The sequence below is a fragment of the Slackia piriformis YIT 12062 genome (assembly GCF_000296445.1).
GTDB classification, from domain to species: Bacteria; Actinomycetota; Coriobacteriia; order Coriobacteriales; family Eggerthellaceae; genus Slackia; species Slackia piriformis.
In genome coordinates, this window is the sequence record NZ_JH815198.1 from 1,264,407 (window position 1) to 1,288,894 (window position 24,488).

Genomic DNA, 24,488 nt, shown 5'->3' on the forward strand with positions numbered 1-24,488 from the left:
CCGAAAGCGCCCTTTCGCCTTTGCGGCCGAAACGAAAACCCATCCTCTAGGAGCGCGTCTTCAGCAGCTCTCGGCAAGCGTCCGCGATACGCCGCTCCAGCCTGCCGATATCCTCTCGCCCGAACACATACCGAACCGTCTGCGGGAGATGGGGACGTTCGCGATCGGGCTGCTCGACGCGGACGAACACCGCCTCCACCTCTTCGTAGCCCTGCATCAGCACCGCATAGGAATAGCAGCTTGCCTGCAGCGCGTGCTTTTCGCGCAAAGAACGCTCGTCCTGCGCCGCGAGGCCTCCCGTCTTGTAGTCCACGATCAAAGCCCTCGAAGCGTCGGCGGCTTTCTCGCAAGCGAACAGGTCGATCGACCCTTCGAGATAACGAGGCATCGCTGAGACATCGAACCCGTCCTCGACGCCTGCATGGGCCGCCATAAGCTCCCTGACGCCGTCGAGCGAAATGAAAAACGGCATCTCGGGAACGAGCACCTCGCACTCGGCGCACCGAAGGGCCACGTCGCTTGCAATCCAGCGGCCAAGCGCCTCCTCGATTCTTCCCCGAGCAGAAGGCCTCAAAGCGCACGTGCGCATGACCGCATCTATCCTCGAGGAAGTGGGGAGCGAAAGTATCGAATCTCCTTCTTTGCGCATGCACACCGACTGCTGGGCGAGCAAATGAAACGCCGTGCCCAGGTCGGTTGCTTTGTCGGCGTCGCGCAAGAGGTCTTGGCACAATGCGCTCCAGAACGCCTCGTCTTCGTCATCGAGCGCTCCGTCAACAGATGCGGCGCCGACCGAAACGCGAGACGCCTCCTCGTCGCATCCATGCGCCGCCGCAAGCATCGAATAGCTCGCGACCTCCCCTTTCGAGAAGGAGCAGGGGCGCTCTTGCGCCACAGCCTGTGCAGATACAAGAGGAATATCGACCTGCTCCCTTTCGCGGGAAGAATCGCCGTCATCCGATGCGCCGGCCTCCTCCTCGGGCGATTCGTAATCCGAAGCGTCGGTATCCACCCTTTCGATGAGGGCGGGCATGCTTCCGCCGAAATCGACCGATGATATACCGGCCGGTATATCGCCCAGGCCGAACAGGGCGCTTCGAACATCATCGTATATGCCCGAATCCTGCGTTATTCCCGATTCGTCCGCATCTGCTCCGCTACGCACGCTCGCCATGGAAAACACGAGCGCTTCTTTCGCGCGCGTCAAAGCCACGTACAAAAGCCTCCTTCGCTCCTGCAGATCCTGCTCTGCCTCGTAGCTTCGCACGGCTTCGCGACGAGCCATAGGAGAGCAAGCCTGACGTATTGCTTCAACGGAGCCCTCTTCGCATGCGGCGTTCTCATCAAGCCCGACGCCGTATTTTTTGTCCATGGCCTTCACCACAGGCGAGCTGCTGGAAAACCCCGAAAGGGATCGACTCGGCGACAGGCCCACATAGGCGACCCCTTCTATGACGCTGCACGAAAAAGAGGACGAACGGGCGCGCGACGAACCCATTTCCGCCACGGCGACGATGGGAAACTCCAGGCCCTTGCTCGCATGCACCGTCATGATGCGGACGAAATCGCCGCCTTGGGCAGAAAGCGCGCCCGGCGCCTCTTTCGCCGTGGCAATATGGGCCGAAAGCGCGAATGCGACAGACGACGGGCCGCATGCCCCGTCTTGTTCGATGGACTCGACGATGCGGATCGCCTTGAAAATATTGCCCGCCACCGACTGCCCCTCGGCGCCGAGAAGCTCGAGACGCGAAAGCCAGCCCGATTCCTCGACGGCTTTCGTCATAATTGCCGAAACGGGCTCTCTGCCTGCGCGCGAGGCAAGGTTTTCCACGACACGTACGGCATGGACGAGGTTCTCTGAGACCTGGGCGCTCCCGTTTTCGAGCAATCGGGCCATCTCGGAGAATCCGACGTCTATTCCCCGCCTGCGCGGCATCTTCCTCTCTTCGTCGAAGCATGTCGAAAGCGCGATGAAATCATCTGCCGACAGAACGAACATGTCGCTCGACAAGACCTCGAAAAGCGCCGATGTCGCATGCGGATTCGCGACAACCTCCGCAAGACGCTGCATAACGAGCACTTCGGGCGCCGAAGAGAAGATGGACCCGCCTGCGATAACGCATGCGAAGCCGGCTTCGCGCAGGGCGTCGGCGAAGACGTCCGCGCGCGTCATTTTCCCAAGAAGCACCACCATATCGCCGGCCGCATGGCCCGCCTCGCGCAATTCCGAAAAACGCCGCGCGATACGACGAGCCTCGAAGCGCGTGACATCAGCAGAGGCGATGCCGCTTCTGGCAGGATACGTGGTGAGCAAAACGCTCACGCGCGTATCGGAGCCTTTGTAGGGGGCCTTCACGGACGATTCGAACCGAGATGGCGCAAGGGACATGAACTCGTCGCCGAAGACGTGCTTCTGCTCGAAGATGCGGTCTACAAACGCAAGAACGTCCCTGTGGCTTCTGAAGTTGTCGGGAAGTTCTATCAGGCCTTCGGGGTTCGCTGCGCGAATTCGTCCCAGATGACGTTTGTAGACCTCGACGTCGGCGCCGCGGAAACGATAGATGCTCTGCTGTGCATCCCCCACCGTGCAAAGGCGGCAACCGCCCTCGCCCGCCATGCGCGAGATCATATCCACTTGAAGCTGGTCGGTATCCTGGAATTCGTCGACCATGACAAGCTTGAACTTATGGGCGAATTCAGCAGCGATGCCTTCATGCTCGCAAAGCGCCCGAGCCGCCTGGATAAGCAGGTCGTCGTTGTCGAGCACGCCCCGTTCACGCTTGGCGCGCCTGTAGACGTCGAAAGCCGAGCGGGCAACACCGAGCACATCCTCGAGCAAAGGCTCGGCCAGAAGGCAGCGCGCCTCTTGGATAATTTCCGCGCAGCGGGCCTGGAGCTCGGCGGCTACGGCCTTGTATTCTTTCGATCCGAACCTGCCCGAGGGCCACGGACAGGCGGCGCACAGCGAGAGCAAACCCTTCGTGTCGTGCGTGCGAGCCGCCAAATACGCATCCACTGTTTGCTTGTACTCATCCGCCTGTAGAAGCCACGTATCGCGCGACGCGCTCGACTTCTGAGACAATGCGGCTTCGTGAGCCTCTTCGATCGTCTCGGCCAGCAAGCGCGCGAGCGTCGAGGCATCACGCGCCCGGGGCGGAACACACAGGCAGTCGCACCCAAGGGGACTGCTCGATGCTACGCGAAGCAGCTCGATGAGCATATCTTCGACCGACCCCGACCCGAACCCGCCCGATGAGCGAGCGGGAAATTCCGAGAACAAGGCGTCGAGGCCTTCGGGTGCGACGAATTCGTTGGCGCCGTCGAGAACCTCGGCAACCGAAGCGCGCATGAGCTCGTCGGCACGAGCAGGATCGAGCACGGCAAACGAAGGGTCTATCCCAAGCTCGACTGCATGCATGCGCAGGATGCGCGAGCACATGCCGTGAATCGTAGAAATCCATGCATCGTCGACCTTCAACGCCTCCTCGGCCATGCCTTCCGCACGCAAGGTGCTCTTCACGCGCGACTTGATTTCTCCTGCGGCCTTTTCCGTGAACGTGATGGCCATGACCTGTTCTATGCCGTCGAGAAACGCGCCTCCGTCCGGAGCCGAACCCTCCATAAGGGCCCAGGCGATACGCTGCGTGAGGGTGAACGTCTTCCCGCTGCCTGCGCCCGCAGAAACCACCAAGGGCTTATCGAGCGTCGTGATGCACGCGAGCTGGCCAGGCTTGAATCGGCTGAAGTCCATGACGAACTACCCCTTCCTTTTCGGACATGAGATCTCCGGGCAATACACGCACGCCTTCGGAGAGGAAGGGCGGGCCTCGATACACCCTTCCATCAACCGATCGAGCGATGCGGCAATGCGCTCTTCCGTCGCATCGAGCAGCGAAGAGAATTCGTCGCCGAAGTCTCCGCGATATACGCACGTCTGCGCGCGAAGACCGGCGACTTCCGCAGGTTCGATGCTGCGGTCCAAAGCGCCCGACACCTTGGGCGAACGCCCATAGCCCACATAAAGCGCGCCCACGACTTCGAGCCCGAGCATGCGACGCAAAGCCTGGGCGTACACGAGCGTTTGAACTTTGCCTTCCTGCAATGAACCGCCTTTCTTCTGCGACTCATAGAGGTCGTAGTCAGACGACAACGAGCTTTTATAGTCTATGACGATGGCCCTTCCGCGATCGTCCACGTCAATGCGGTCGATTTTGCCCATGACGCGATACCCCGCATACTCCACCGCATTCGTTGCAGGAATCTCGAATTCGAGCGCATACGGAGAAAATGACGGCAGCAGAAGCGCTTCCCGATCGAGAAAAGAAACCAGCTTGCTTCCGAGCTCTTCGAGCTCCCTCCGCTCGAAAGCGTCCACGGGAACCAGACGATTGCTCGAAGGCTTCATAGCGTATTGCTCCTCGGCGTGCTTCACGATGACGTCTTCCATGATTTCTCGGGCCCGACCGAGCGAATCAGGTGTCACCTTCGGCGCAACCTCGGATTGAAACCTTCTATAGAAAGCCTCGAAGACATTGTGGGAGAAATCCCCCATCTGCACGGCTCCGAAGCCTTCGTCAAGCTCATCGAGGCGAAGACGGCGCAGAGCGAACCATTTTTGCGGGCACTCAAGGTAGCTCTCGATCTGCGATGCGGAGAAACACGGATCGAAAACGACCTTGCCTCCCTTCCCCTCGCGCGGCAGCATGATCAACGACCTGGAAAGGTCCGATTCGATTCTATCGAGCCGAGTTTTCTCGACCTTTGCCGAAAGAGGCTGCGCATCATGGCTCACAGAGGCGTTTTCATACAACTTCTCCTCGCCACGATCTATGACCGATTCGAGAAAACACGGAGGAAGCGCGTATTTGTTATCCACCTCTGCGGCGTCCGTCGGATCGAGTCGATAGCAATCCACGAATTCCTCCACGACTGCCGCGGGGTATGTGGGGTCGGCCGATTCGTTATTCAAACGCCGCTCTATGACGAAGCGTCCACGCGCGCGACGCGACGCCTCGACGAACGCCTGACGCATATCGTCCATCGCATGACGTTCGCGCGCGACCCCAAGATCGCGAGCGAAAGAAAGCGCGGCATTATCGGTCTGCTTTGCGGGAAACGACACGTTGTCCATATCGCACATGACAACCGTCTCCCATGAGCCTTCGTCGAGCGTTTCCACGTAGAAAGGCTCGCATATGCACACGTCGGCCGCATCCGTTTCGCAACTCGTCCGGGAAGCATTCACTGTTGCGTGCTCGAGCACGCAACGCACCGTGCGGCTCTCCGCCCCGACCATGCGGGCCGAAGCCATTACCTCGCGCAGCACGCGCACAGCTTCGAGCTGCTCGGCTACGTAGGATTCGTCTTCCTGCATGGCGTATGCGCAGTCGGAGAAATAATCAAGCAAAGCATCGGCATCAACCGAGGCCGCAAGCTCTTCAAAAAACTCGAAAGAACGGGACAGGGAGCGCAAGCGCTCAAGACATTCCTCCTTCTGTATAAGCCTATCTCGACGAACGGAAACGTCGAAGGCATAGGCGCGAGAAGACGAAATGCCCGAAAAAGGGTTAAGAAGGTAATCCGAGCACGCTCGGGAGTCAAACGACTCGGCCTCGACTATCGAGCCGACCGCGAAAAAAGCCCTGCCGAAATCGGTTTGCCCCCAAAGACGACGAGCATGCACCTGGCATGAGACGCCCTGGCGAGAAAGAGCCGGGGCAATCGACCTGTAAAGGTCGAAAGGACGTTTCGCCGTTGCAAGCACGCGCCCATCGCAGGCAAAGCCCTCGATGGAGTCTGCCAGGAGAAGCGGCTCCGCATAACGACCCGAGGGAAAAGCGAATCGAACGGACACGCTTTCTTCCACGCGGGAGATAGACGGCGACTCTCGTCGGTACGCAACCGATTCGCCGAAGGATGCCGCGAGCAACCGCTTCTGTGCAGCGCTCGGTTCGATACCGTAAACGCACGCCTCATCGCCCGCGCTTGCTAGATCGTCTTGCGCGGACAAAAGGGCGCACGCTCGACCAGGATCGACTAGGCCCGCACGCGCCAGCGCCGCCTCATACGCACGCAACGCCTTGACAAGAATTTCACGATGCTCATCGACGCGCATAGACCCGCGAAGAACCTCGTCGAATTCGGCGGATCCGAGCACTTCATCGGCGAGCTCGACAAGAAGGGAGGCCATGCCCCAGGTTGGAGAGAGTCTCGCGTCGTCACAGTCCCCAAGAACCGCGAGGCACGCGACCAAACGCTGCGTTTTCGACGCAAGAGACCTTCCATCGCCCCAAAGCGTCCATTGCCCCTCTATCCACGACCCGATTCCTTCCGCTTTTGCGCCGAAGGCCCATTCGGGATCGGACGCATGCGCCTTTCTAAAGGCCAATGCCTGGGCATATCGCGGAAATAACGCTACCCGCACCGCGACTCCTTTCTGCACGAGGGCCTTATCGCACTTCGTTGAGCAAACAGACCATCCAGCGTTGAAAACGCCCCTTCATAGGAAAAGGCCGCCCGTAGGCGGCCGACTTTTTTCCGTGTATGCCGAAAAGCTTACGCAGGAACGACCTTGGTCACTCCGGGAACGTGCTCCTTGAGGATGCGCTCAACACCATTCGCGAGCGTCATCTGGCTCATCGGGCAACCCTTGCAAGCGCCCTGGAGCTCAACGACAACCACACCGTCCTCCTGGACGTCCACCAGAGCGACGTCGCCGCCGTCAGCCTGAAGGCTCGGACGAATAAGGTCGAGCACGCGGCTCACTTGTTCTTTATCGATAGCCATGCTGGCCTCCTTTGCATCGATAGATGTTTCTTGAAAATTGTATCGCAACCGAAGGGAACGCCCGAGCAGGAAAGCCATCGGGATAATATCCCCACGAAGATGCGACGCGCCGCCCACAAGGACGGCGCGATACGGCATGCGGTTTAGAGTTCCTTGACCCAGAGTCCATGCAGATTGCAGTACTCATACACCTTGAGCGCCTTGGCGCCTTCGGCAAGCACGAAGCTCGCCTTGGGCTCGTCCGCAGCGGTGAGCTGGGCAACCTGGTAGCCCTTATCGGTCACCAGGACGACGAACTGAATGAGGTGCTCCTCGGTCATGGGATGTTCGACCTCGCCGACGACGACATGCACATTAGCACCTTCGACGGTAACGGCGGGAACGTGCTTCTCAAGCGCCGCATCGACAGCGCCTGCGGTCAGCTCCACCATCTTTTCGCCGCAGCACATCATGGGAACGCCCGCGTCAACGACCTTGATAGCGATGTTACCGCAGTGTTCGCACTTGAAGAATTTGATATCCATTATTGCCCCCTTTGTAGCAATCTTTTTTGTTTCCTGAAATGTTACTATTATTGTTACATTTCAGGAAGACCCTTTTGCGGTAGCTTCATTGTAACCGCATAAATCAGCAAAGCGACACCGGCGACGATAAGAGGCACCGAAAGAACTTGGCCCATGGTGAGCCAGCCTCCCCACAGGTATCCAAGCTGGACATCGGGCTCGCGGACGAACTCGACAAGAAAGCGGAAAACACCGTACATGACGAGGAATAGCCCAATGAATGTGCCGCGAGGACGAGGCGGATTCTTGCGAGACAGAGCAAAGAGAACGCAGAAGATGACAACGCCCTCGAGCAAAGCCTCATAGAGCTGGGACGGATGCCGAGGCATGGTGCCTGCCGCGCCACCAAACACGACGCCCCACGGCAGATCCGTCGGAGCACCCCAGAGCTCTCCGTTGACGAAATTCGCGCAACGGCCGAAAAACAGACCGATAGCCGCTCCTACCGCCCCCATGTCAGCAAGCGTCAAAAACGGTATATGCGTGATACGCGAGGCGATATATCCGCCTACGAGCACGCCTATCAAGCCTCCGTGAAAGCTCATTCCGCCTTCGTTGAATGCGAGTATCTTCTCCGGATGCTGCAGGTAATACCCGTCTCCGTAGAAAAGGACGTACCCCGCCCTGCCTCCGATGATCACGCCCAAAATCACGCTGAACACTATCACGAAAAACGCATCTTCGTTGATGCGCACGCGCCAGCGCTTGGAGAGGTTTCCCAGGATGAGAAATGCGCATATGAAGCCGGCCACGTAGGCAAGACCGTACCAGCGAATCTGGAGGGGACCGATCTGCACGGCAATCGGGTCGAGCATCTGATACAGGTTGTCGAGCATCTTTTTTCCTTACATCCTTCAAACTAAACAGGCCGCGCACCAAACGCGGCCTGCCCCGAAATAACCAGCCGTCTTACGAATTCGCCCGATGGGCCGCTCAGGACGCATCGGAAGAAAGATTCGTCTGCGATGTGCCCGTGTCGTAAGACTGATCCGTAGAATTCGACGAATCGCCCGTTGAGGCCGTCGATCCCCTGGCATCAAGGATGTTTTGCCAATCCTTGCCCACAACAACCAGAATATCGGTTTCAAACGAATAGTTGATCGCATCGTAAACGGCACGACCCGTTCCAAGAGTCGCAACAAGTGCTTCGGCCTTCGCTTCGTCATCTTCTTTCTGATACACGACGAGCGTACTGTCGTAGACCGCCTGGGCCGCATTGCCGACTTCCGTGACGTTGAACCCGGCGTTTTTCAGAAGCTCGGAAGCATCGAGAGCGGCACCCTCAACACCGCCGCCGTTGTTGACCGTGATGGAGAACGAAGCGGGGTCGACGGAGCTGAGAAGGTCTTGCTTGTCTTGCTGCAACGCCTGACCCTGCTGCATACGTTCCATCATCGCACTCCACTCATCGGCGATAGGAACCTGGTAGCTGACGCCGTTGATTTCGGACGTGTATGTAGGCATGGCGCCGACCATGATAGAACCCGGCGCAATATCGCGCAGCGACGAGAGAAGGGCGAACGCGCCTTTCAGGTCGAGGTCGGACCGAACCAAGCCTGCGCACTCGTCCATGTTCATATAGAAAGTCATCTTGCCCATGCCGACAAAACGCTCGAAAAGCGCCTGCGCTACAAGAGCATCATTGGCCCCTCGCTGCTGCTCGGCAAGAGAGGCGAAGTCGTTCGCACGGCAGAAATACAACGCCTGCTCTCCATTCAAAAGCTGAGGACCCGAAGCAATGGCGGAAGACCCAGCATCGGGGTCATTCGCGGTCTCAGGAACATCGACCTGTATGCCTCCAAGCGCATTGACAAGCGAGACGAAACTAGACGCGTCCGTTTTCACGTAGTGAGAAACCTGAACGCCCGAAAGCTCTTCGACAGCCGTAACCACCTCGGCATCTCCGCCCACGGACTGCGCATCGCCAAGACGATGCGTCTCACCGTCCGAAAGCTTCGTGCGCACATTGCCCGGAATGACGGCGATGGACGCCGACGCCTGATCGGGGTTGGTACGCACCAGCAGAGCGACATCGGGGCCCGACCCCGAATCGCCATCGTCAAACGAAGCAGAAAGGAGCGTGTAGATTGCCCCCTCTTCTGGCGCATCAGCTAACGCAGACGTCAAAGCGGCATCGGATATCTGCATTCTGGCATTAATTCCGCTTACGAACACGAAACCGGCGGCAATCCCCGCTATAGCCAAAGCGGCAATGGCCAACACGGTGAAGAGCGCAATCTTTCGACGCCTCCCCGATGCTATGGCGCGCTCGATAAACGCCTGCTGGCTCATGCGATTGGCGTAATCGCGACGGGTCTCGCGCGTAGACGTGTTCGGCAGAACCTGATGGATTTCTCCTCGTTCCGCCTTGCGCGTACGACGCGGATTGGAGAAGTCCTTCCGAGCCGAAGGAAACGGGCTGGGAACGCGAGCAACATGCGTTCCCAGCGTCGCACGCCTCATCTGGCGTGAGGTTTTCTTGTATTGCGCGCTGCTAGGACGACGGGTAACCATAGACTTCCGCCTTTGCTACCAGTCGATGTCTTCGTCGGCTTCGCGGTGCAGCTTCGCCCCAAGAGACGAAAGCTTTCCGACATAGTCTTCGTAACCGCGGTCAATATGGTGAATCTTATGCACACGCGTCACCCCTTCGGCAAAAATGCCCGCAAGCACCAGAGCCGCGCCGCAACGAAGGTCGGTCGCCTTGACGTCGGTCCCCTGAAGAGAGCTCACGCCCTCAACAAACGCATGATGATCCTCGATGGTGACCTGGGCGCCCATACGACCGATTTCGTCGGCGAACATGAAACGATTCTCGAACACGTTCTCCGTAATGACCGAATTGCCCTGTGCAACCGCGGCAAGGAGCATAAACTGAGCCTGCAGGTCGGTGGGAAACCCAGGGTGAGGAAGCGTCTGGATGTCGATTCCGCGCAACGCGGCGGTGCGAAAGACCGTGATGTAGTCGTCTCCCAAATCGATTTCGCAGCCCATGGCATGAAGCTTCATGAGGGCCATGCGCAAAAAGCCCGGCTCAATGCCGCGCACAGTAACAGGACCGCCCATCATAGCGCCGCCTACCAAAAACGTGCCCGCCTCTATGCGGTCTCCAACCGTCATGTGCTCGCACGGGTGCAGCGAAGACAGCGGAACGCCTTCGACGACAATCGTGGGCGAGCCGGCACCACTCACCCGGGCTCCCATGGCGTTGAGCATATCGGCAAGGTCTTCAATCTCGGGTTCGCGAGCAGCGTTTTCAATCACCGTTTCGCCTTCGGCCGTGACCGCGCACATCATGGTGTTTTCCGTAGCTCCGACGCTTGGAAAATCGAGCGCGATATAGGCGCCGTGCAGACCGTTGGGAGTGGTTGCCTTGATGTAGCCGTGATCTGTCTCGAAGTGAACCCCGAGCGCCTCCATGCCGACCATGTGCATGTCAATCTTACGGGCTCCCAGATTGCAGCCGCCCGGCATAGCAACACGAGCTTCGCCGAAGCGGGCCACAAGCGGGCCAAGGACAGAAATAGAAGCTCGCATTTTGGATACGAGTTCATACGGCGTTTCCCAGGTATCAACCGATGCCGTATCTATGACAAGCGTATGGCCGTCGCGCGATACGCGCGCGCCTAATGTCTCAAGAACCTTCGACATGATGGTAATGTCGGAAATGAGAGGAACATTGTGGATGACGCTTTCTCCGCCTCCGAGAATAGAGGCGGCGATCAGCTTAAGCGCGGAGTTCTTAGCGCCGGAAACCTTTACTTCGCCGATGAGCGGCGTGCCGCCTTCGACGACGATCATCTCTTTCGCCATAATGACTTCCCCTTCTATCGCAAGAGACGCAATCAATCGCGTCTTTCGAAAATAGCAGACGTGCGGTTCGTGCACTTCGGAGCTCAGCTCGACCGAGCGGACCAAGCATCCGTGTTGATACATCAGTTCATTCTCTCAAAAAGCACAAGAAGGTTGAATGCCGAAGCAGCAAGCCTTGCGGTAAAACCATAGTCGCTCGATTCAATCGCAGTCCTTCAACAGCAGCCTCTTGGTTGCAGCTCGACTCGATTGCAGCTCGGCCTAACACGAAAAAAAGCGCCGGCATAACGCCGACGCTTTCATACATGCTGTAAAGCAGAAGTTATTCGCCCAAAGCGAAGCGCTTGAAGTCGACAACCTTGATGGAACCGCCAAGCTTCTTGGCAACCTCGTCGGTGTACTGAGCGATGGTCTGGTCGGGGTTCTTGACGAACGCCTGCTCGGTGAGGCACTGCTCCTTGTAGAACTTCTCCAGACGACCGGTAGCCATCTTCTCCTGGATAGCCTCGGGCTTGCCGGACTCTGCAGCCTGAGCCTTATAGATGCTCATCTCGTGCTCGACGACGGCAGGATCGACCTGGTCGCGGTTGGCAGCGATCGGAGCAACGGCAGCAACCTGCATGGCAACGTCGCGGCCGTACTGCTTGAACTCATCAGAAGCGGTATCTACGCCCTCGACGTCGAAGGAAACCAGAACGCCGATCTTGCCGCCCATGTGGATGTAGGAAGAAACAGCGCCAGCCTCAACGACAGCAAAGCGAGCGAGCTGGGTGTTCTCGCCCATAACATGGATGCAGTCGGTAACGACGGCCTCGACGGTCTCGCCGTCAATCTCGGCAGCCTTGAGCGCGTCCATGTCGGCAGGCTTGGCGGCGAGGGCAGCCTTGGCGACCTTCTCGGCGTAAGCCTTGAACTTCTCGTTCATGCCAACGAAGTCGGTCTCGCAGTTGAGCTCGACGACAGCGCCGGTGGTTGCGTCCTCGGAAACGAGAGCCATAACGGTGCCTTCATTGGTGGCACGGCCGGCCTTCTTAGCAACAGCGGCAAGACCGCGGGTGCGCAGAACGTCGACGGCCTTGTCCATATCGCCGTCGGCCTCGACGAGGGCCTTCTTGCACTCCATCATGCCGGCGCCGGTCATTTCGCGGAGTTCCTTGACCATAGCAGCGGTAATGTTAGCCATGGAAATGTTCCTTTCTAGAAAAGAGGGCTCCTCAGCAAGGATGCTACTCGCGAACGATGAAATTCGCGGAACCGCCTCGAAGCCCGTGCCTATTCGTGCGGAGTAAACGAACTATTCAGCGGCAGGAGCCTCTGCTGCCTCAGCAGCCTCGGCGGCCTCGGCCTCTGCGACCATCTGCTCTTCGATGACGGGAGCGCCGGTAGCAGCGATCACAGCGTCAGCAACGAAGGTGCAAAGCAGGTCGACGGAGCGGATGGCGTCGTCGTTTGCGGGGATGCCGTACTCGACGTCGTCGGGGTCGCAGTTGGTGTCAAGGGTGCCGACCACGGGGATGCCAAGACGCTTGGCCTCGTGGATAGCGAGCTGCTCGCGGTTCGTGTCAACAACGAAGATGGCGTCGGGGACGGTCTTCATGTTGCGGATGCCGTTGAGGTTGAGCTGCAGCTTGGAGAGCTCCTTCTTCAGCAGGACCTGCTCCTTCTTGGGCAGAACGTCCATGCGTCCGTCGGCCTCCATGGCCTCGAGCTCTTCCATGCGAGCGACGCGAGAGCGGATGGTGACGAAGTTGGTGAGCATGCCGCCGAGCCAACGAGAGTTAACATAGGGCATACCGCAACGGTCGGCCTGAGCAGCGATGGCTTCCTGAGCCTGCTTCTTGGTGCCGACGAAGAGAACGGTGCCGCCCTTCTTGGCGACGTTCTCAACGAAGGTGTAGGACTGGTCAAGACCGATGAGGGTCTTCTTGAGATCGATGATGTAGATGTCACCACGGTTGCCGAAGATGTACGGCTTCATCTTGGGGTTCCAGCGACGGGTCTGATGACCGAAGTGTGCGCCTGCGTCGAGCAGGGACTTGATGCTGACTTTCGCCATTGCAATCTCCATTCGTTAAACCTCTGCCTGCGGTCACCCCCTCCCCCGCAGCCTTTTTTCAGTGGCCACTCGCGGTGGGAAAGTCACGCAAGCATGTGAAATATAGAAACTTCGCTATTATACGACGTGTTTTTGCGAATGCAAGAAAAAAGAACGGACGTGCAACGAGTCTCGGGCCGCATGCCGTAAGCAGATGCGCTCCGATCGCCGCGGCAGACGCGCCACAAGCGCACACAAATCATCTACGCACGAGGACTTCGCAGGCCCTCGTAAAAACCGCTCGGCCACACGCTTCGCAGCTTTTGCGCAAATCCACTTGCGCAAACACGAACCTCGCGCCCGAAAACGCTCTCCGACCCACGCAGCCTCTCCAAAAGCGCCAAAACGCACGAGAAGACGCCTCCGTTATCGCAAAAATCACGAAACGTACCCGAATCGAGCGCTTCTACGACATGCCGATCGTTTCGGAAGACAGATATTACTCATTATTTGGAAATATGGGCATTAATGGCGACTATCTTCGGGAATCTAGCTCTGCTGTTGATACGTTTCGCGCAATATGCGAGTCTGAAGATGCCGCCAGGTGCATTTTTATCGCCCAAACGTCCAAAAGCCCGGCTTCGAGACACCTGAATAATGAGAAGTACTCGGGCATTGGAAAACCAAGACCCCAAGGGAAACAGCCAAACACCCAAAGCTTCCGAGCATCCAAAGCGCATCGCATCCTATACCTTAAGAAACCACGGCACCGAACGGCATGAGCGAAAGTTTCGCCATCTTGAAGCTTTGCAGCCCGAAAGGAATGGCCACAATGGTGATGCAACACGCGATGCCGGCCAGCACGTACGCAATTGCCATGGGAATGCCGGCAAATATCAGCCAGACGATATTCGCGATCAAGGACGGCGCGCCGCCGCCGTATTCCACGGTCTTGCCGAAAGGCGCCAACGTCAAGCTGGCCATCTTGAATGCCTGACGACCAAGAGGGATTCCTATGATGGTGATATAGAACACACAGCCGACAAGCAGCCACCACAAAGCCGTCCAGATACCACCGAGCACGATCCAGATGATGTTACCGAGAGTCTTCATTGCAGAACCTTTCACCCTAAGCGGCCCAACCGTCTCCTACTTCCCTGCCGTACCGTCGCTCAAGCCGGCAATGCGCCCGCCGATGTCGCCCGAGCAGATACGCTCGAACTCCTCCAGCAATGCAAAGGTATCGCTTCGTGCCAGATCAATAAGGGCAGAAACTTCGGCCTTGCGCGTTTCTTCGCTTGTGTCTCCACCGGTGCCAAGCAGGGCTTTCCTGGTGTTTTCGTTCATTGGGCTCTCATCAAGCGGCTTCCAAAGCTCAAGCCGCCCCTTCTCCCGCGCGAGCTCTTTCATATAATCCCCCGCAGAAGACACCCCCATAGGAGAATCGGACCCGCCGTCGTTGATTTCAATCCAGTACTCGGACATCGTCTGCGTCATGACGTCGACATAGTCCGCATACGCTCGCTCCAGCTCCGCCTTATCGACAGGACCCGCAACCTTCGCTTTGAAATTCTCGACCGCCCTACCTTCGCCAAAGCCGCCCAGATATCCTGCAATGCCGCCGAAAACACCCTCGCTCCAGCTGAGGTACGAATCCACGTGAAGCGAACACTGGTCGTAGTACTCGTTAATCAGTGGGTCGAGCGTTTGCTTTCTTTCCTCGATTAGCTCAGAGAATCTCTGCCGATACCTCTCGTTGATATCGCACTCTTCCTTATGCTCTTCGATTGCACCTTCCAAAACAGCCACGATATCGTCCGTGCTCTCTTTGACGAAAGCATCCGCCGCCGTGTATTCGTCGGTCTCCCGAGCTTTTGACGTTGCATCCTCGAGCAGCCAGAACGCGAAAAATGACGCGACCGATAGCAGTCCAATTGCCACGAAGTATCTCAGAAGATACGGACGTTCTCCCTGGCGTTTCTCGACATGCAACCAAGTCTCATCCTCGGTGAAAACATCAACATCGTCCCTGATAGGAAGAAGCTGAAACTCGCTTTTCATCTCCTGCCAAGAAAGCAGACAGAAGGCAAACTGGCTCACCACGCTCAAGAACACCGAAAGCGCCAAAGCGAATTTCACTGCAAAAGCCGCGAAAAACGACGTCTTTGCTATCTGAAGCAAGCCGTAGTTCGTCAGATTGTTCATGAGCGCCGATAGCTTATCCGCTTCGCTCAAAAACGCCGAAGGCGCGTCCGCGAACGGCATATACGGATGACGAAGAAGGTCCAACGCATCAAACTGAGCATCCACCGATCCCTGCACGGACAGCACCGCATAGACCAGACATAGCACGAACAGGACAAGTCCGCCGCTCCATTTCATTGCCTTCGCCTTGCAATATTGAGAACGAAACTCCTTCTTGGCAATCCTGTTAGCGATGCGATATGCCAGATAATACAGAGGAACGGCCGCCCAGATCAGGACCCAGATAAGACCATCCCAGCGAGGAGCGCCCAAGATGAAGAAAAACGCCGAAAACAGCGAGAGCACGAAAAGGGCGACGAACCAAATCAGCCATTTCCTGTTGTATCTCGAAAGCTCGCCACCTTCGGAAAACATATCCTGCCTGTGAACGCGTCTGATCATCACGTAATACAGAGCGCCCATAGTAGCAACCAGGGCATATATAAGAAACATCGGAGGGAAGGCGAACCAGGGTAAACTCGTGGCGCAGCTGCCGGCAAGCGTCAGAAATGCGGCCAGAAGAACCGCTTTGACGAGATACTGGAGGGCGTCTTTCCCATGCAGGCCGGCAAAAGCGCTGCGAATTGCATGCAACGCCGAGTCCACCCTGTCGTCAAATGTAACGAACATGCTTGCCTTTCCTTCCAAGGTTGCTTGCTGCTGCATAGCATTCGCGTTCAGGGGCGGTGAGCTCATTCATCGGGCGAATTCTCAGGCCTAGTACGACTGCATCGACCATTCGCTCAATCGAATCCCCTTGCTCACATGTCTGACAAGTCGAATCCACATAGCAGTGAATTCTTGGTTCTAGGTGAATCCGCGCCGAAGCAAAACGTGACGAAATTATATAATCAGCGAGCACGGCACACCGTGGGGAGGCGATTGTATGAAGGCAATCTTCGCAATCATGTTTTGGGTGACGGGAATCACGAACGGGGTGCCATCCGACTCCATTCGACCAATACTCGTGATTTGCGCCATCATCGTCACCACAATAGCATGCGTTACGCTATTCTCTGCAACAACAATGATTGACGCGTCGCTTTGATAACTCTTTCGATGGAATCCTTCCTCTTCCCTAGCCCAGAAGCCACTTCCATGCCGGAGCGATTTTGATAACGCCCTCGGACGTTTCGATTTCGCCTTCTTCGTCAGATGTCACAATAACCGCATCTTGAGCATGAAGCTTCCTCATGCCCGCCACAAGAGCAGCCACTTCGCGCTTCTTCGTTTTCTGATCATTCAGCGATACGGACACCTGGATAAGATGAAGGGGCTCGAGCAGCAATGCATCCCCCACCACGAAATCTATTTCATGCCTTTTTCCGCCGTCTTCAAATAGACAACGAGAAATAGCCCCTTGGCGCATCGAGGGAGATACACGTCTCAGGCGATCGAATACCGCCGTTTCTAGCCTTTGGCCAGAATCGACCGAAGACGAAGGCGAAAACGAAGCGAACAAAGCCGGATCGGCAGCATACACTTTTGCCGCGGAACGCGCATTGTCAGCAAGAGCCGTTGAATAATTCTTGACCGAAAACAGCAGATACGCCTCTTCGTAATATCCCAACAATCGAGAGAGGGATTCCCGCCCTATCGAAATTCCGCGACTGCGAAACTCGTTGTAAACCTTGTTTACGGACAGTTCGCGCGCCGATGTTGCCATGCACCGCGAGAGAAAAAGCGATGCCGCCAAGGGATTCCCTATGCCGTAGCGCTCGATGATGTCGTAGTTCACCGTTCTGTTAGCGTATTCCTGCAAAAGCTGCGTTGCATCTGCGCGACTAAGATTTTGAGCCGCGATAAACCCGCCACCTTCAAGGTACGAACCGCACGCTTTTCTCAATCGAGCGCGTTCGGCGCTTGATGCCTCCTTATCACCCGACAAAACGCCGCCAGCGACTTGATGCCCGTGAAACCTAACGTATTCGGAAAAACTCATCGGGAACATCTCCCGCGACAATGCGCGCCCTCGAAATTCCGTGGCTAAGTTGAGGGAAAGCATTTTCGACGACGAACCCGTGACGTATATCGTCGCCACCTGAGTATCCACCATGCGTCGCATGAATGCTCCCCAATCGGGGATTTCCTGTATCTCATCGAAAAAGAAAAACGCTCCGTTGGTTTTCGAAGCTGGATGCATTGAATAATACGTCTCTACCACGTCGTTGAGAACCGAAGAGTCGTACGGCTTGAGGCGTTCGTCATCGAAGTTGAAATACAGAATTGACTCGAAGTCATATCCTAATTCAAGAATACGGTGCATTTCCTGATAAAGACGATAGGTCTTGCCGCAGCGACGCACTCCGACGACGACCTGAACAAGGTTTGATCGAGCGGGCTTCTGAACCTCACCGAGAGAGATATCCCTCTTGAAGACATCGGGAATTCCCTGGTCATAGAACTCGGCCAGCTTATCGACCACAACGGAATGAAATTGTGAGATCATAGCAATCACCCATTTCTTATCGTTTCAGGCGACAAGAAAGTATAAATCTTGTCGCCTGAAACGACAAGATTTATAAAACAAGGATAGGATGAAGGGTCTTAGGGGATACGCAAAGTAAGCTAATGGCGAACGATTAAAAAGAAGCAGAATGGCATCGAAGCTAACCTCCGATTCATCGTCTCAGACAGCAAGTCAAGAGTATGGACGCATTAGCTCTTCTTTCGCAACGATCCAAGAAAATCAGAAACCGTTTGAGTTGCCTGGGAGGCGGTATCGCCGGCAATCTTCACCGCTCCAGAAGCCGCCGCACCAACTTTCTGCATGCCTTCCGCAGCAACCGTTCCTGCTCCTTTTGCCGCATCGACCGCCACATTGGTCGCACGACCCATATCCTCGGATGCTTTGAGAAGGGCTTCCGACACTCTGTCTTTACCTGCATCTTCTACGTCTGGGGCAATGCCCGACGCAGGCAATGAGCGCAAGTGTTTGCGCAGTCGTTCAGCGCTCGGCTTAAATGATGCGTACGTCATTCCTCCCGATACAACCCCACCTATTACGGGAACAGCTTTTCCAGCTGTTTTTGCGAACGTATTCTTCGTCACCTTGATTCCTATGGCACCGAGAATCTTTTTCATCAGGGGATACCAGGCGGTTTTCGTAAGCGCTTTGCGTTCGACCGTCTTTACGACATGGGGCATGGCAACCTCCGCCGCGAAACGAGTAAGCTGTGTCGCAGCAGTCCCAACACCAAGCATAACCCCCATGAGAACCACAAGCTCCAGAATGGTTTCGTCGTCAATTTCATCGTTATCATCAAGAAACGTCTGCCATCCGTAAAGGTACGCAAGTTTCTGTTCAACACGCAGAACGTGCGCAAAATACTGGACTAAATCGGCAGGAACGGTACCAGCAAGCGCAATGCCTCCTGGAATGCCCGTCGCAAAAGAAATCGCGGAGCACTTTTTCGTCTCGAAATCAATCACGGCACGTGCAGCTTTATCCACCTGCTCCGCCGTCATACCCGCGGCGATAGGCGTAGACGCTATGGCTCGTTCGATGTCTACATTCGTGCTATATTTCGCAAGCTCATTGCGGAAGAATTTCTCACGCTCAACTTTGACACCCGTCAGAGAGACCGCACGCCGGACAAGTTCATATGCAAACTTTTCGGCTTCCGATTCGTCGAGGCCTCTTTTATCCATTATGTGCGAGGCAGGACTTTCGCTCTCGTTGGCTTCATGTACAGTAGCGTCCGTCATGTTAGCCTTCTGTTCGACCATAGTGCAATCCCCCTTTGCATAGACCCCAGCACAGACAAAACGTCATTCTTCAAGCACGATACGCGTTAAGCCTCTCCAGTCGCCAAAATTCTTGGCTCTCGGAGTGTTCGATAGTCAAGTTGGCGGTTTTTCCAATCGCAGTGCAAAAACATGCTCGAAATCCCTCGCCTTCGCCATTTTGCCAAGCAAGACAGTAGCGGCTCTCTACAGAGAGCCGCTATAAACAATAAAACACCTACACTAGATGAATGGAGAACGCTCGCGAAAAGAAACGCCTCGGCCTCGCCGTCAAAACCGCCCGGGAAAAGCAGGGCATCTCGCAGCGTCGTTTCGCCCTGATGACGGGAACGAGCCGTTCTTACCTCTGGAAAATCGAATCCGGATCGGCCGATATAGGCATCGACGTTTTGTGCAAAATTGCCTGAGCCCTAGGCGTCAAAGTGAGCGACCTAATCGATTTCTGACCCTCGTCCCACTACAGCAGCCCCGCCGTTTTCGTCGCGATACGTCCGCTTACTTCCGCAAGGTAAAGCGCATCGGCTTCACTGAGCGTATCCTTGTCAATTTCGCTTATAGCCGACATCGTTTCAGCATATTGCTGCATATACGTGCCGTACTCGGCCATCATCGATGCAGGATTGCCCGATTCTCTGTACTCCTTCATAAAGGCAACGTATTCATCGAAGAACGCTCCATAGCTATCCATGGCCTCTTTGAATTCGGGGGTTACACCGTCCACGGAAGCTTGGTCGGCACCATCCCCACCCTGTTTCGCAGCGTCGCTCGAGGAAGACCCATCGAGTTCTCTTCCGAACTGGTCGACTTCTTCACCCATCTGATCGATTCTCTCGTCTAGCTGGTCGACCTCTTCCTCCAAAGACTAGCCACCGCATCCCGAAAGAACCGCTGCCATAAAGCACGCACACGCTGCAACGGCTATCTTTTTGTACATTTTCATGCACCTTTCAATATCGTTTCATTCCTCTGCTTGACGAAAATGCTAGCGAACGCCACCGGCCTTCAACGCCCGCTTCTCTTTCACCTTCACGATAAGCAGCCAGACGGCACCGGCAATGGCAATCGCTGCGGCGGCTATATACACCCATTTCGCAACGCCCCAATCGTAAAGGCTGCTGGGCACGACTCCCCTGTCTTCGAAATCCCAATTGATAAGCAGACTCAGCCCTAACGTAAAAACGGAAAACACCATCACGGGAATGGGCTTGCGCAACACAGAAAACAGCAACGCAAGCAAGGCGCATACAAAGAGTCCAGCCATGAGCGGGACATAGATGAGGTAAAACTCGCTTGCCCCCAGCATCTCTGCGGACATATATACGCGCGTGTACTCCATCATCGAAGCATCCGCCGCGTCCGCATTCGTCATCCCTATGCTTTCGATGGACACGCCATCGATATTAGCGGCAATGCGCTCCTTATACTCATCGGTTCCTGTCGCGTAAGGAAGGAAGAACGCGACAACGAGCAGAAACGCACCCAATGCGGAAACTATCCAGGGTAATTTATCGGTAATTCCCCTGTTTTTATCGCTTGCAACACTTACCATCTTGAACCCTTCTTCGCTATCTCTCTCAACAAATGCAGCGATATTTAGAAGGCGATATCTACCGAGGTCGGCATTGCGAGCGTGTTACCGCTGAAATCCTCGACAGAAACGTCCATGCTTACATTCCTTATTTCGCTCAGGTCGAAGCTTTCAAGCTGATCGTCATCGATTGCTCTTTCAAGAGTGACATATACGACCGCTCTCTTGCTCGGCGCAATGGCAGTCGAAGACCACCTGCTTTCATATGCGATAGCTCCGTCGATGGTTATCCCGCTTAATACGATGGACGCATTGCCATCGCTTGTATTCTCGACTTCCATCATTACAGAGTGCTCCCCGTCCTTGTTAACCACCAGGCAGGCAGACACGGGAGCAATACCGCCCCATTCAACGCCATTGAACGAACTGGAAGAGGGCGTCACCTCAAACTCCGCCAGCTTCTGTATCGTCGGGTCTGATATCGCATCGGAAAATGCGCGGTCTTTCTCCTTGCCTTTGGAGCTCGTTGAAACCGAAACGATGTCGCGATAGATTTCATCGTAATTCGAATCCGTTACACGAAGGCCAAGACCGATTTCCTCAATTCCCGAGATACCCCTGACCTGCAAGTTCTTCAAATTGAAGTCAATCTCTTCATCGACAGTTTCACCAGCCGTAATACTGCAGTTCATATAGCCATCGTCCACCATGCAGCCATTTACGAAATTGCCGCTAAACCCAAGAGTTGCTGCGTAGACATCGATGTCTGACGCGGTTTTGTTCGTCACGCCGACCGTCAAATAGGCAACATTGTTCTTATATGTCAAATCCTTGGCCTCGATGGTCATAATGTCGTTATCGAGCATCACGGTCGGCTCAATCGTTCCGCTAAGGTCGAACACAGACGCCGACGACTCCTTTGTTTCCCGCTGCTGCGTTTCCTGCACGCCAACACTCTGGCCATCTTGGTCGGAACTGGAACAACCCGCTACGACGAACCCACTCAAGGCGATCGCCAGCGCAGAGGCGACAATGTAAGAACCCTTCATTCCGCTTTCCTCCTTCAGTATTTTGCAACACGGACAAGAATGCAGAAACAATCCAAGAATTTCCTCAGTTACCAACTGAATCGGGAAAGAAAAGCGCCATGAAATCCAAGTGACATCTGGCAAAGTCCGCGAAGAGGAGCGCAGCAAACAAGACAAATCCGCCCATGAAACGATATGAGCAGGATGCCACAAAACGGAAGCTTTCCATAAGAAAGAGCGAATTCGCGTCGCAGGCCGAAGGTCGCCAATGCCACAAGCACTGCCAACACAGCATTCGGGACCGACGAGTTCTCCAGATTCAAAGCCGCATAGCCGGAGCTCGCTCATCCGAGCGGCAAGAAGACCGCCCGAGCGGCATCGCCAAGGCCGGCAACAAACGTCCGACCCGCCGCATGAGGTCCGTCGGTCCTATCCCGTGACCGAATCTGAGACGGACCCGTTTTGCCCTATCGGCAATTGCCCACCCATAACAGAAATGGCCGCCCGGTTTCCCAAGCAGCCATTCGAATTCGGCACTGAAGTCGTGACAAGAACACTACTATTTGCCACCTATGTTAAAAGCACTCGCCAACTCACTAGGAGCCAACAGAACACCACCCGAGCTGCAAACCCCTTCATAAGCAAGATTCATGGCGCGTAGTTTCATGGCTTCAGGGTTTTCCGCATAGATGTCGGCCGCCTCAACAAACATCTCGGAAATATCCTTTTCCACCTCGGCGAGAATCACCCTGGCATTGCGCTCACGTTCGGCCTGGGCTTCACGCGAAAGCGAATCCTGCAGCTCTTCTGGAATGACGATGTCGCGAATCTCAACCGAGAGAACCGTAATTCCCCAAGCTTCGCATTTGGAATCCAACATCTTCTCGAGTTCGTGATCAATCTGCTTGCGCCGGGTTGATATATCGGCAAGATTGAGCTGGCCGATAGCATCGCGAAGCGCCGTCTGCGCACTGCGCAGGACCGCCTTCGGATAGTTCTTCACTTCCAGGCAAGCCTTTTTCGCGTCCCAAACCATCCAAAACAGAATCGCATCCACGTCCACAGGAACCAGGTCAGCCGTAAGCGCCGCTTCGGCGGAAAACGAAGTGGTCATGGTGCGCTGGTCGATATGAATCGCAGCCGAATCGACGAACGGCATACACATATAGAAGCCCGGCCCCGCCACGCGGCGGAACTTCCCAAGACGTAGAACAACGACACGCTCCCATTCGGGAACCACATGAACGGTGTTAGCAACCACAAAGCCGAACAGCGCCGCCAGAACGAACGTCAGCAACGTCAAGGGAGCCAGGATGAGCCACAAGCCCACAAACAGCGCCGACGAAATTGCGAACACAATCAAGGCGAATGTGTATGCGCTTATGCGCGAAGCATCATTGGACTCGAGCTCGGTCTCGGCAATCTGCCTACGAGCCGCTTCAGACTGAGCATTCTCATCCTTGGATCCGCATTTCAGAAAACCCATTTAGAACACCCCATTCAACAAGAACCATTTGCCACTTCGAGCCGCCCCTCGAGCAGGGAAGCAATCTGAGACAACGGAATTCCCAGCTCAAGACACCTTCTGATATAGTCATCAGTTAGAGTTTCCGCCTCATCTTTTACGCCCGCCTCACCCCTTGAGGCAATCTGCGAGACAAACGTCCCCTTACCCCTCTTCGAATTGATGTAGCCGTCACGCTCGATATCCTGGTACACCTTGCTCACGGTGTTGTAGTTGATACCGAGGCTCACAGACAGCTCGCGAACGGTCGGAAGACGTTCCCCCTCCTCGAAAAGGCCGGATTCAATCAGGTAGACCAGCCGATGGCGCAACTGAAGCCAGATGGGCATGCCGCTATCCTGGTCTATCGTGATGAGGGATTTTTTGTCTTCTGCGCTTACGCTCAAATTAGCAACCTTCGAACAGTCTTCAATCGGTTCATTTTATCATTACTGCTTGAATCATTTCAGATGCAAAAGGCCACGACGCGTCTGCGACGTGGCCTTGCACGATATGCCAATGGCGAAAACCGACTCGGCCTCTATGCCACAGAGTCGAGTAATTCGCGCTCCCCTTCCAGGAATCCGGCCAAATATTCAGCGATTCCCTGGTAGAACAGCGTCTTAGCCTGCGATGAAAGCTCATCGATGAACATAGGGGCCCATCGATCGAGATGCTCAGTGAAAAACGCTTGCTGCGCCTTCGCAATGGCTTTAATGCGTGCGTTCACCGCTTCGGCCTCAGAACCGGCCTCGGTGCCGAATTTCTCGGCTTCAAGACACAGGTCGCGCTCGAGTTCGCACAGGTGAGCCATGAACAGCATCTCCATGGAGATATGGTCTTCCGGCCAATCGAACGATCCCCGGTCCACGGACAGCTTGTACATCCGATAGACCTCGACTATCTGATCGCGCTGCTCCTGCATGATGACATGATTGTCGCTCAGATAGACCGACTCAGACGTGTACACGGGGTGGGCGCACATATTGAGGAACAAGGCGCAAAATTCCGAGCGCACATCCTGGGTTGCCTCGTCAAGGTCGCAACCATCGAGCGATGCCGTGAATTCGGCCAGTTTGCTTCCCTCTTCGGCCTCAAACGAAGACATACCGGCAACGAAATCCCTGTTCACCTCAGCGCTGAACACATCGGCGAAAAATGAGTACGCCATACGACGGGCGTCCGCAGATTGAGCGGCCTCACAATGATTCAAAGCCATCCTTGTTCCTCTCGAACACAT

General features: G+C 55.8%; 21 protein-coding genes. 2 read left to right on the forward strand and 19 right to left on the reverse strand.

What is annotated here, in order from left to right:
• Nucleotides 1–46: 46 nt before the first annotated feature.
• From HMPREF9451_RS05640 to HMPREF9451_RS05690, 11 genes are all read right to left on the reverse strand, one after another.
• Nucleotides 47–3,751 (reverse strand): UvrD-helicase domain-containing protein, encoded by a 3,705-nt coding sequence (locus HMPREF9451_RS05640; RefSeq protein WP_009139332.1) that lies wholly within the window; start codon nucleotides 3,749–3,751, stop codon nucleotides 47–49.
• 6 nt (nucleotides 3,752–3,757) lie between these two features.
• Nucleotides 3,758–6,424: a PD-(D/E)XK nuclease family protein gene (locus tag HMPREF9451_RS05645; protein ID WP_009139333.1), complete on the reverse strand. Its 2,667-nt coding sequence runs from the start codon at nucleotides 6,422–6,424 to the stop codon at nucleotides 3,758–3,760.
• Between the two features lie 131 nt (nucleotides 6,425–6,555).
• Nucleotides 6,556–6,786: a NifU family protein gene (locus HMPREF9451_RS05650; protein ID WP_009139334.1), complete on the reverse strand. Its 231-nt coding sequence runs from the start codon at nucleotides 6,784–6,786 to the stop codon at nucleotides 6,556–6,558.
• Between the two features lie 143 nt (nucleotides 6,787–6,929).
• Nucleotides 6,930–7,310, reverse strand: a complete 381-nt coding sequence (locus HMPREF9451_RS05655; RefSeq protein WP_009139335.1) for a desulfoferrodoxin family protein — start codon at nucleotides 7,308–7,310, stop codon at nucleotides 6,930–6,932.
• A 53-nt stretch (nucleotides 7,311–7,363) separates the two neighbouring features.
• The gene (gene lgt, locus HMPREF9451_RS05660) at nucleotides 7,364–8,185 is read right to left on the reverse strand and encodes a prolipoprotein diacylglyceryl transferase (protein ID WP_009139336.1); all 822 of its coding nucleotides are present in this window, start codon (nucleotides 8,183–8,185) and stop codon (nucleotides 7,364–7,366) included.
• A gap of 97 nt (nucleotides 8,186–8,282) precedes the next feature.
• Nucleotides 8,283–9,863 carry an LCP family protein gene (locus tag HMPREF9451_RS05665; protein ID WP_009139337.1) on the reverse strand — a complete coding sequence of 527 codons (1,581 nt, stop codon included), beginning with the start codon at nucleotides 9,861–9,863 and terminating at the stop codon, nucleotides 8,283–8,285.
• A 15-nt stretch (nucleotides 9,864–9,878) separates the two neighbouring features.
• Nucleotides 9,879–11,162, reverse strand: coding sequence for a UDP-N-acetylglucosamine 1-carboxyvinyltransferase (murA, locus tag HMPREF9451_RS05670; RefSeq protein ID WP_040626580.1), 1,284 nt, complete (start codon nucleotides 11,160–11,162; stop codon nucleotides 9,879–9,881).
• 322 nt (nucleotides 11,163–11,484) lie between these two features.
• Nucleotides 11,485–12,345, reverse strand: coding sequence for a translation elongation factor Ts (gene tsf / locus HMPREF9451_RS05675; protein WP_009139339.1), 861 nt, complete (start codon nucleotides 12,343–12,345; stop codon nucleotides 11,485–11,487).
• A gap of 111 nt (nucleotides 12,346–12,456) precedes the next feature.
• The gene (gene rpsB, locus HMPREF9451_RS05680) at nucleotides 12,457–13,218 is read right to left on the reverse strand and encodes a 30S ribosomal protein S2 (protein ID WP_040626582.1); all 762 of its coding nucleotides are present in this window, start codon (nucleotides 13,216–13,218) and stop codon (nucleotides 12,457–12,459) included.
• Between the two features lie 732 nt (nucleotides 13,219–13,950).
• Nucleotides 13,951–14,310 (reverse strand): YccF domain-containing protein, encoded by a 360-nt coding sequence (locus HMPREF9451_RS05685; protein WP_009139341.1) that lies wholly within the window; start codon nucleotides 14,308–14,310, stop codon nucleotides 13,951–13,953.
• A 36-nt stretch (nucleotides 14,311–14,346) separates the two neighbouring features.
• Nucleotides 14,347–16,071 carry a hypothetical protein gene (locus tag HMPREF9451_RS05690; RefSeq protein ID WP_009139342.1) on the reverse strand — a complete coding sequence of 575 codons (1,725 nt, stop codon included), beginning with the start codon at nucleotides 16,069–16,071 and terminating at the stop codon, nucleotides 14,347–14,349.
• 256 nt (nucleotides 16,072–16,327) lie between these two features.
• Here HMPREF9451_RS05690 and HMPREF9451_RS09830 point away from each other — a divergent pair, with 256 nt between their 5' ends.
• Nucleotides 16,328–16,489, forward strand: a complete 162-nt coding sequence (locus HMPREF9451_RS09830) for a hypothetical protein (protein ID WP_009139343.1) — start codon at nucleotides 16,328–16,330, stop codon at nucleotides 16,487–16,489.
• Nucleotides 16,490–16,519: 30 nt separating this feature from the next.
• Here HMPREF9451_RS09830 and HMPREF9451_RS05695 read toward each other — a convergent pair whose 3' ends face one another.
• Together HMPREF9451_RS05695 and HMPREF9451_RS05700 are read right to left on the reverse strand one after the other, a co-directional pair.
• Nucleotides 16,520–17,890 (reverse strand): ATP-binding protein, encoded by a 1,371-nt coding sequence (locus HMPREF9451_RS05695; RefSeq protein ID WP_009139344.1) that lies wholly within the window; start codon nucleotides 17,888–17,890, stop codon nucleotides 16,520–16,522.
• A gap of 209 nt (nucleotides 17,891–18,099) precedes the next feature.
• Nucleotides 18,100–19,170, reverse strand: a complete 1,071-nt coding sequence (locus tag HMPREF9451_RS05700) for a hypothetical protein (RefSeq protein ID WP_009139345.1) — start codon at nucleotides 19,168–19,170, stop codon at nucleotides 18,100–18,102.
• 248 nt (nucleotides 19,171–19,418) lie between these two features.
• On the opposite strand from HMPREF9451_RS05700, the gene HMPREF9451_RS09655 reads away from it, so the two are divergent.
• Nucleotides 19,419–19,595, forward strand: a complete 177-nt coding sequence (locus tag HMPREF9451_RS09655) for a helix-turn-helix domain-containing protein (RefSeq protein ID WP_009139346.1) — start codon at nucleotides 19,419–19,421, stop codon at nucleotides 19,593–19,595.
• A gap of 50 nt (nucleotides 19,596–19,645) precedes the next feature.
• Here the strand turns inward: HMPREF9451_RS09655 and HMPREF9451_RS05710 are convergent, their stop codons facing one another.
• The 6 genes from HMPREF9451_RS05710 to HMPREF9451_RS05735 all read right to left on the reverse strand — a co-directional run bounded on the left by HMPREF9451_RS05710 (nucleotide 19,646) and on the right by HMPREF9451_RS05735 (nucleotide 24,467).
• Nucleotides 19,646–20,047 (reverse strand): DUF6591 domain-containing protein, encoded by a 402-nt coding sequence (locus tag HMPREF9451_RS05710; RefSeq protein ID WP_009139347.1) that lies wholly within the window; start codon nucleotides 20,045–20,047, stop codon nucleotides 19,646–19,648.
• A gap of 123 nt (nucleotides 20,048–20,170) precedes the next feature.
• Nucleotides 20,171–20,737, reverse strand: a complete 567-nt coding sequence (locus HMPREF9451_RS05715; protein WP_009139348.1) for a hypothetical protein — start codon at nucleotides 20,735–20,737, stop codon at nucleotides 20,171–20,173.
• Between the two features lie 44 nt (nucleotides 20,738–20,781).
• A complete protein-coding gene (locus tag HMPREF9451_RS05720; protein WP_009139349.1) occupies nucleotides 20,782–21,765 on the reverse strand; it encodes a hypothetical protein in 984 nt (327 codons plus the stop codon).
• A 538-nt stretch (nucleotides 21,766–22,303) separates the two neighbouring features.
• Nucleotides 22,304–23,230 carry a slipin family protein gene (locus HMPREF9451_RS05725; RefSeq protein ID WP_009139350.1) on the reverse strand — a complete coding sequence of 309 codons (927 nt, stop codon included), beginning with the start codon at nucleotides 23,228–23,230 and terminating at the stop codon, nucleotides 22,304–22,306.
• A 14-nt stretch (nucleotides 23,231–23,244) separates the two neighbouring features.
• On the reverse strand, nucleotides 23,245–23,655 hold the full coding sequence (locus tag HMPREF9451_RS05730) for a GntR family transcriptional regulator (RefSeq protein WP_232204094.1): 411 nt from the start codon (nucleotides 23,653–23,655) through the stop codon (nucleotides 23,245–23,247).
• Nucleotides 23,656–23,789: 134 nt separating this feature from the next.
• The gene (locus HMPREF9451_RS05735; RefSeq protein ID WP_009139352.1) at nucleotides 23,790–24,467 is read right to left on the reverse strand and encodes a TorD/DmsD family molecular chaperone; all 678 of its coding nucleotides are present in this window, start codon (nucleotides 24,465–24,467) and stop codon (nucleotides 23,790–23,792) included.
• Between the last annotated feature and the right edge of the window lie 21 nt (nucleotides 24,468–24,488).

Bases quoted from the DNA above. Each gene is read 5' to 3' on its own strand.
- HMPREF9451_RS05720 (WP_009139349.1), bottom strand. From the start codon at position 21,765: ATGAAGGGTTCTTACATTGTCGCCTCTGCGCTGGCGATCGCCTTGAGT.
- HMPREF9451_RS05695 (WP_009139344.1), bottom strand. From the start codon at position 17,890: ATGATCTCACAATTTCATTCCGTTGTGGTCGATAAGCTGGCCGAGTTC.
- lgt (WP_009139336.1), bottom strand. From the start codon at position 8,185: ATGCTCGACAACCTGTATCAGATGCTCGACCCGATTGCCGTGCAGATC.
- HMPREF9451_RS09830 (WP_009139343.1), top strand. From the start codon at position 16,328: ATGAAGGCAATCTTCGCAATCATGTTTTGGGTGACGGGAATCACGAAC.
- HMPREF9451_RS05700 (WP_009139345.1), bottom strand. From the start codon at position 19,170: ATGGTCGAACAGAAGGCTAACATGACGGACGCTACTGTACATGAAGCC.
- HMPREF9451_RS05735 (WP_009139352.1), bottom strand. From the start codon at position 24,467: ATGGCTTTGAATCATTGTGAGGCCGCTCAATCTGCGGACGCCCGTCGT.
- HMPREF9451_RS05650 (WP_009139334.1), bottom strand. From the start codon at position 6,786: ATGGCTATCGATAAAGAACAAGTGAGCCGCGTGCTCGACCTTATTCGT.
- HMPREF9451_RS05690 (WP_009139342.1), bottom strand. From the start codon at position 16,071: ATGTTCGTTACATTTGACGACAGGGTGGACTCGGCGTTGCATGCAATT.
- rpsB (WP_040626582.1), bottom strand. From the start codon at position 13,218: ATGGCGAAAGTCAGCATCAAGTCCCTGCTCGACGCAGGCGCACACTTC.
- HMPREF9451_RS05685 (WP_009139341.1), bottom strand. From the start codon at position 14,310: ATGAAGACTCTCGGTAACATCATCTGGATCGTGCTCGGTGGTATCTGG.
- HMPREF9451_RS05655 (WP_009139335.1), bottom strand. From the start codon at position 7,310: ATGGATATCAAATTCTTCAAGTGCGAACACTGCGGTAACATCGCTATC.
- murA (WP_040626580.1), bottom strand. From the start codon at position 11,162: ATGGCGAAAGAGATGATCGTCGTCGAAGGCGGCACGCCGCTCATCGGC.
- HMPREF9451_RS05665 (WP_009139337.1), bottom strand. From the start codon at position 9,863: ATGGTTACCCGTCGTCCTAGCAGCGCGCAATACAAGAAAACCTCACGC.
- HMPREF9451_RS09655 (WP_009139346.1), top strand. From the start codon at position 19,419: ATGGAGAACGCTCGCGAAAAGAAACGCCTCGGCCTCGCCGTCAAAACC.
- HMPREF9451_RS05715 (WP_009139348.1), bottom strand. From the start codon at position 20,737: ATGGTAAGTGTTGCAAGCGATAAAAACAGGGGAATTACCGATAAATTA.
- HMPREF9451_RS05640 (WP_009139332.1), bottom strand. From the start codon at position 3,751: ATGGACTTCAGCCGATTCAAGCCTGGCCAGCTCGCGTGCATCACGACG.
- tsf (WP_009139339.1), bottom strand. From the start codon at position 12,345: ATGGCTAACATTACCGCTGCTATGGTCAAGGAACTCCGCGAAATGACC.
- HMPREF9451_RS05725 (WP_009139350.1), bottom strand. From the start codon at position 23,230: ATGGGTTTTCTGAAATGCGGATCCAAGGATGAGAATGCTCAGTCTGAA.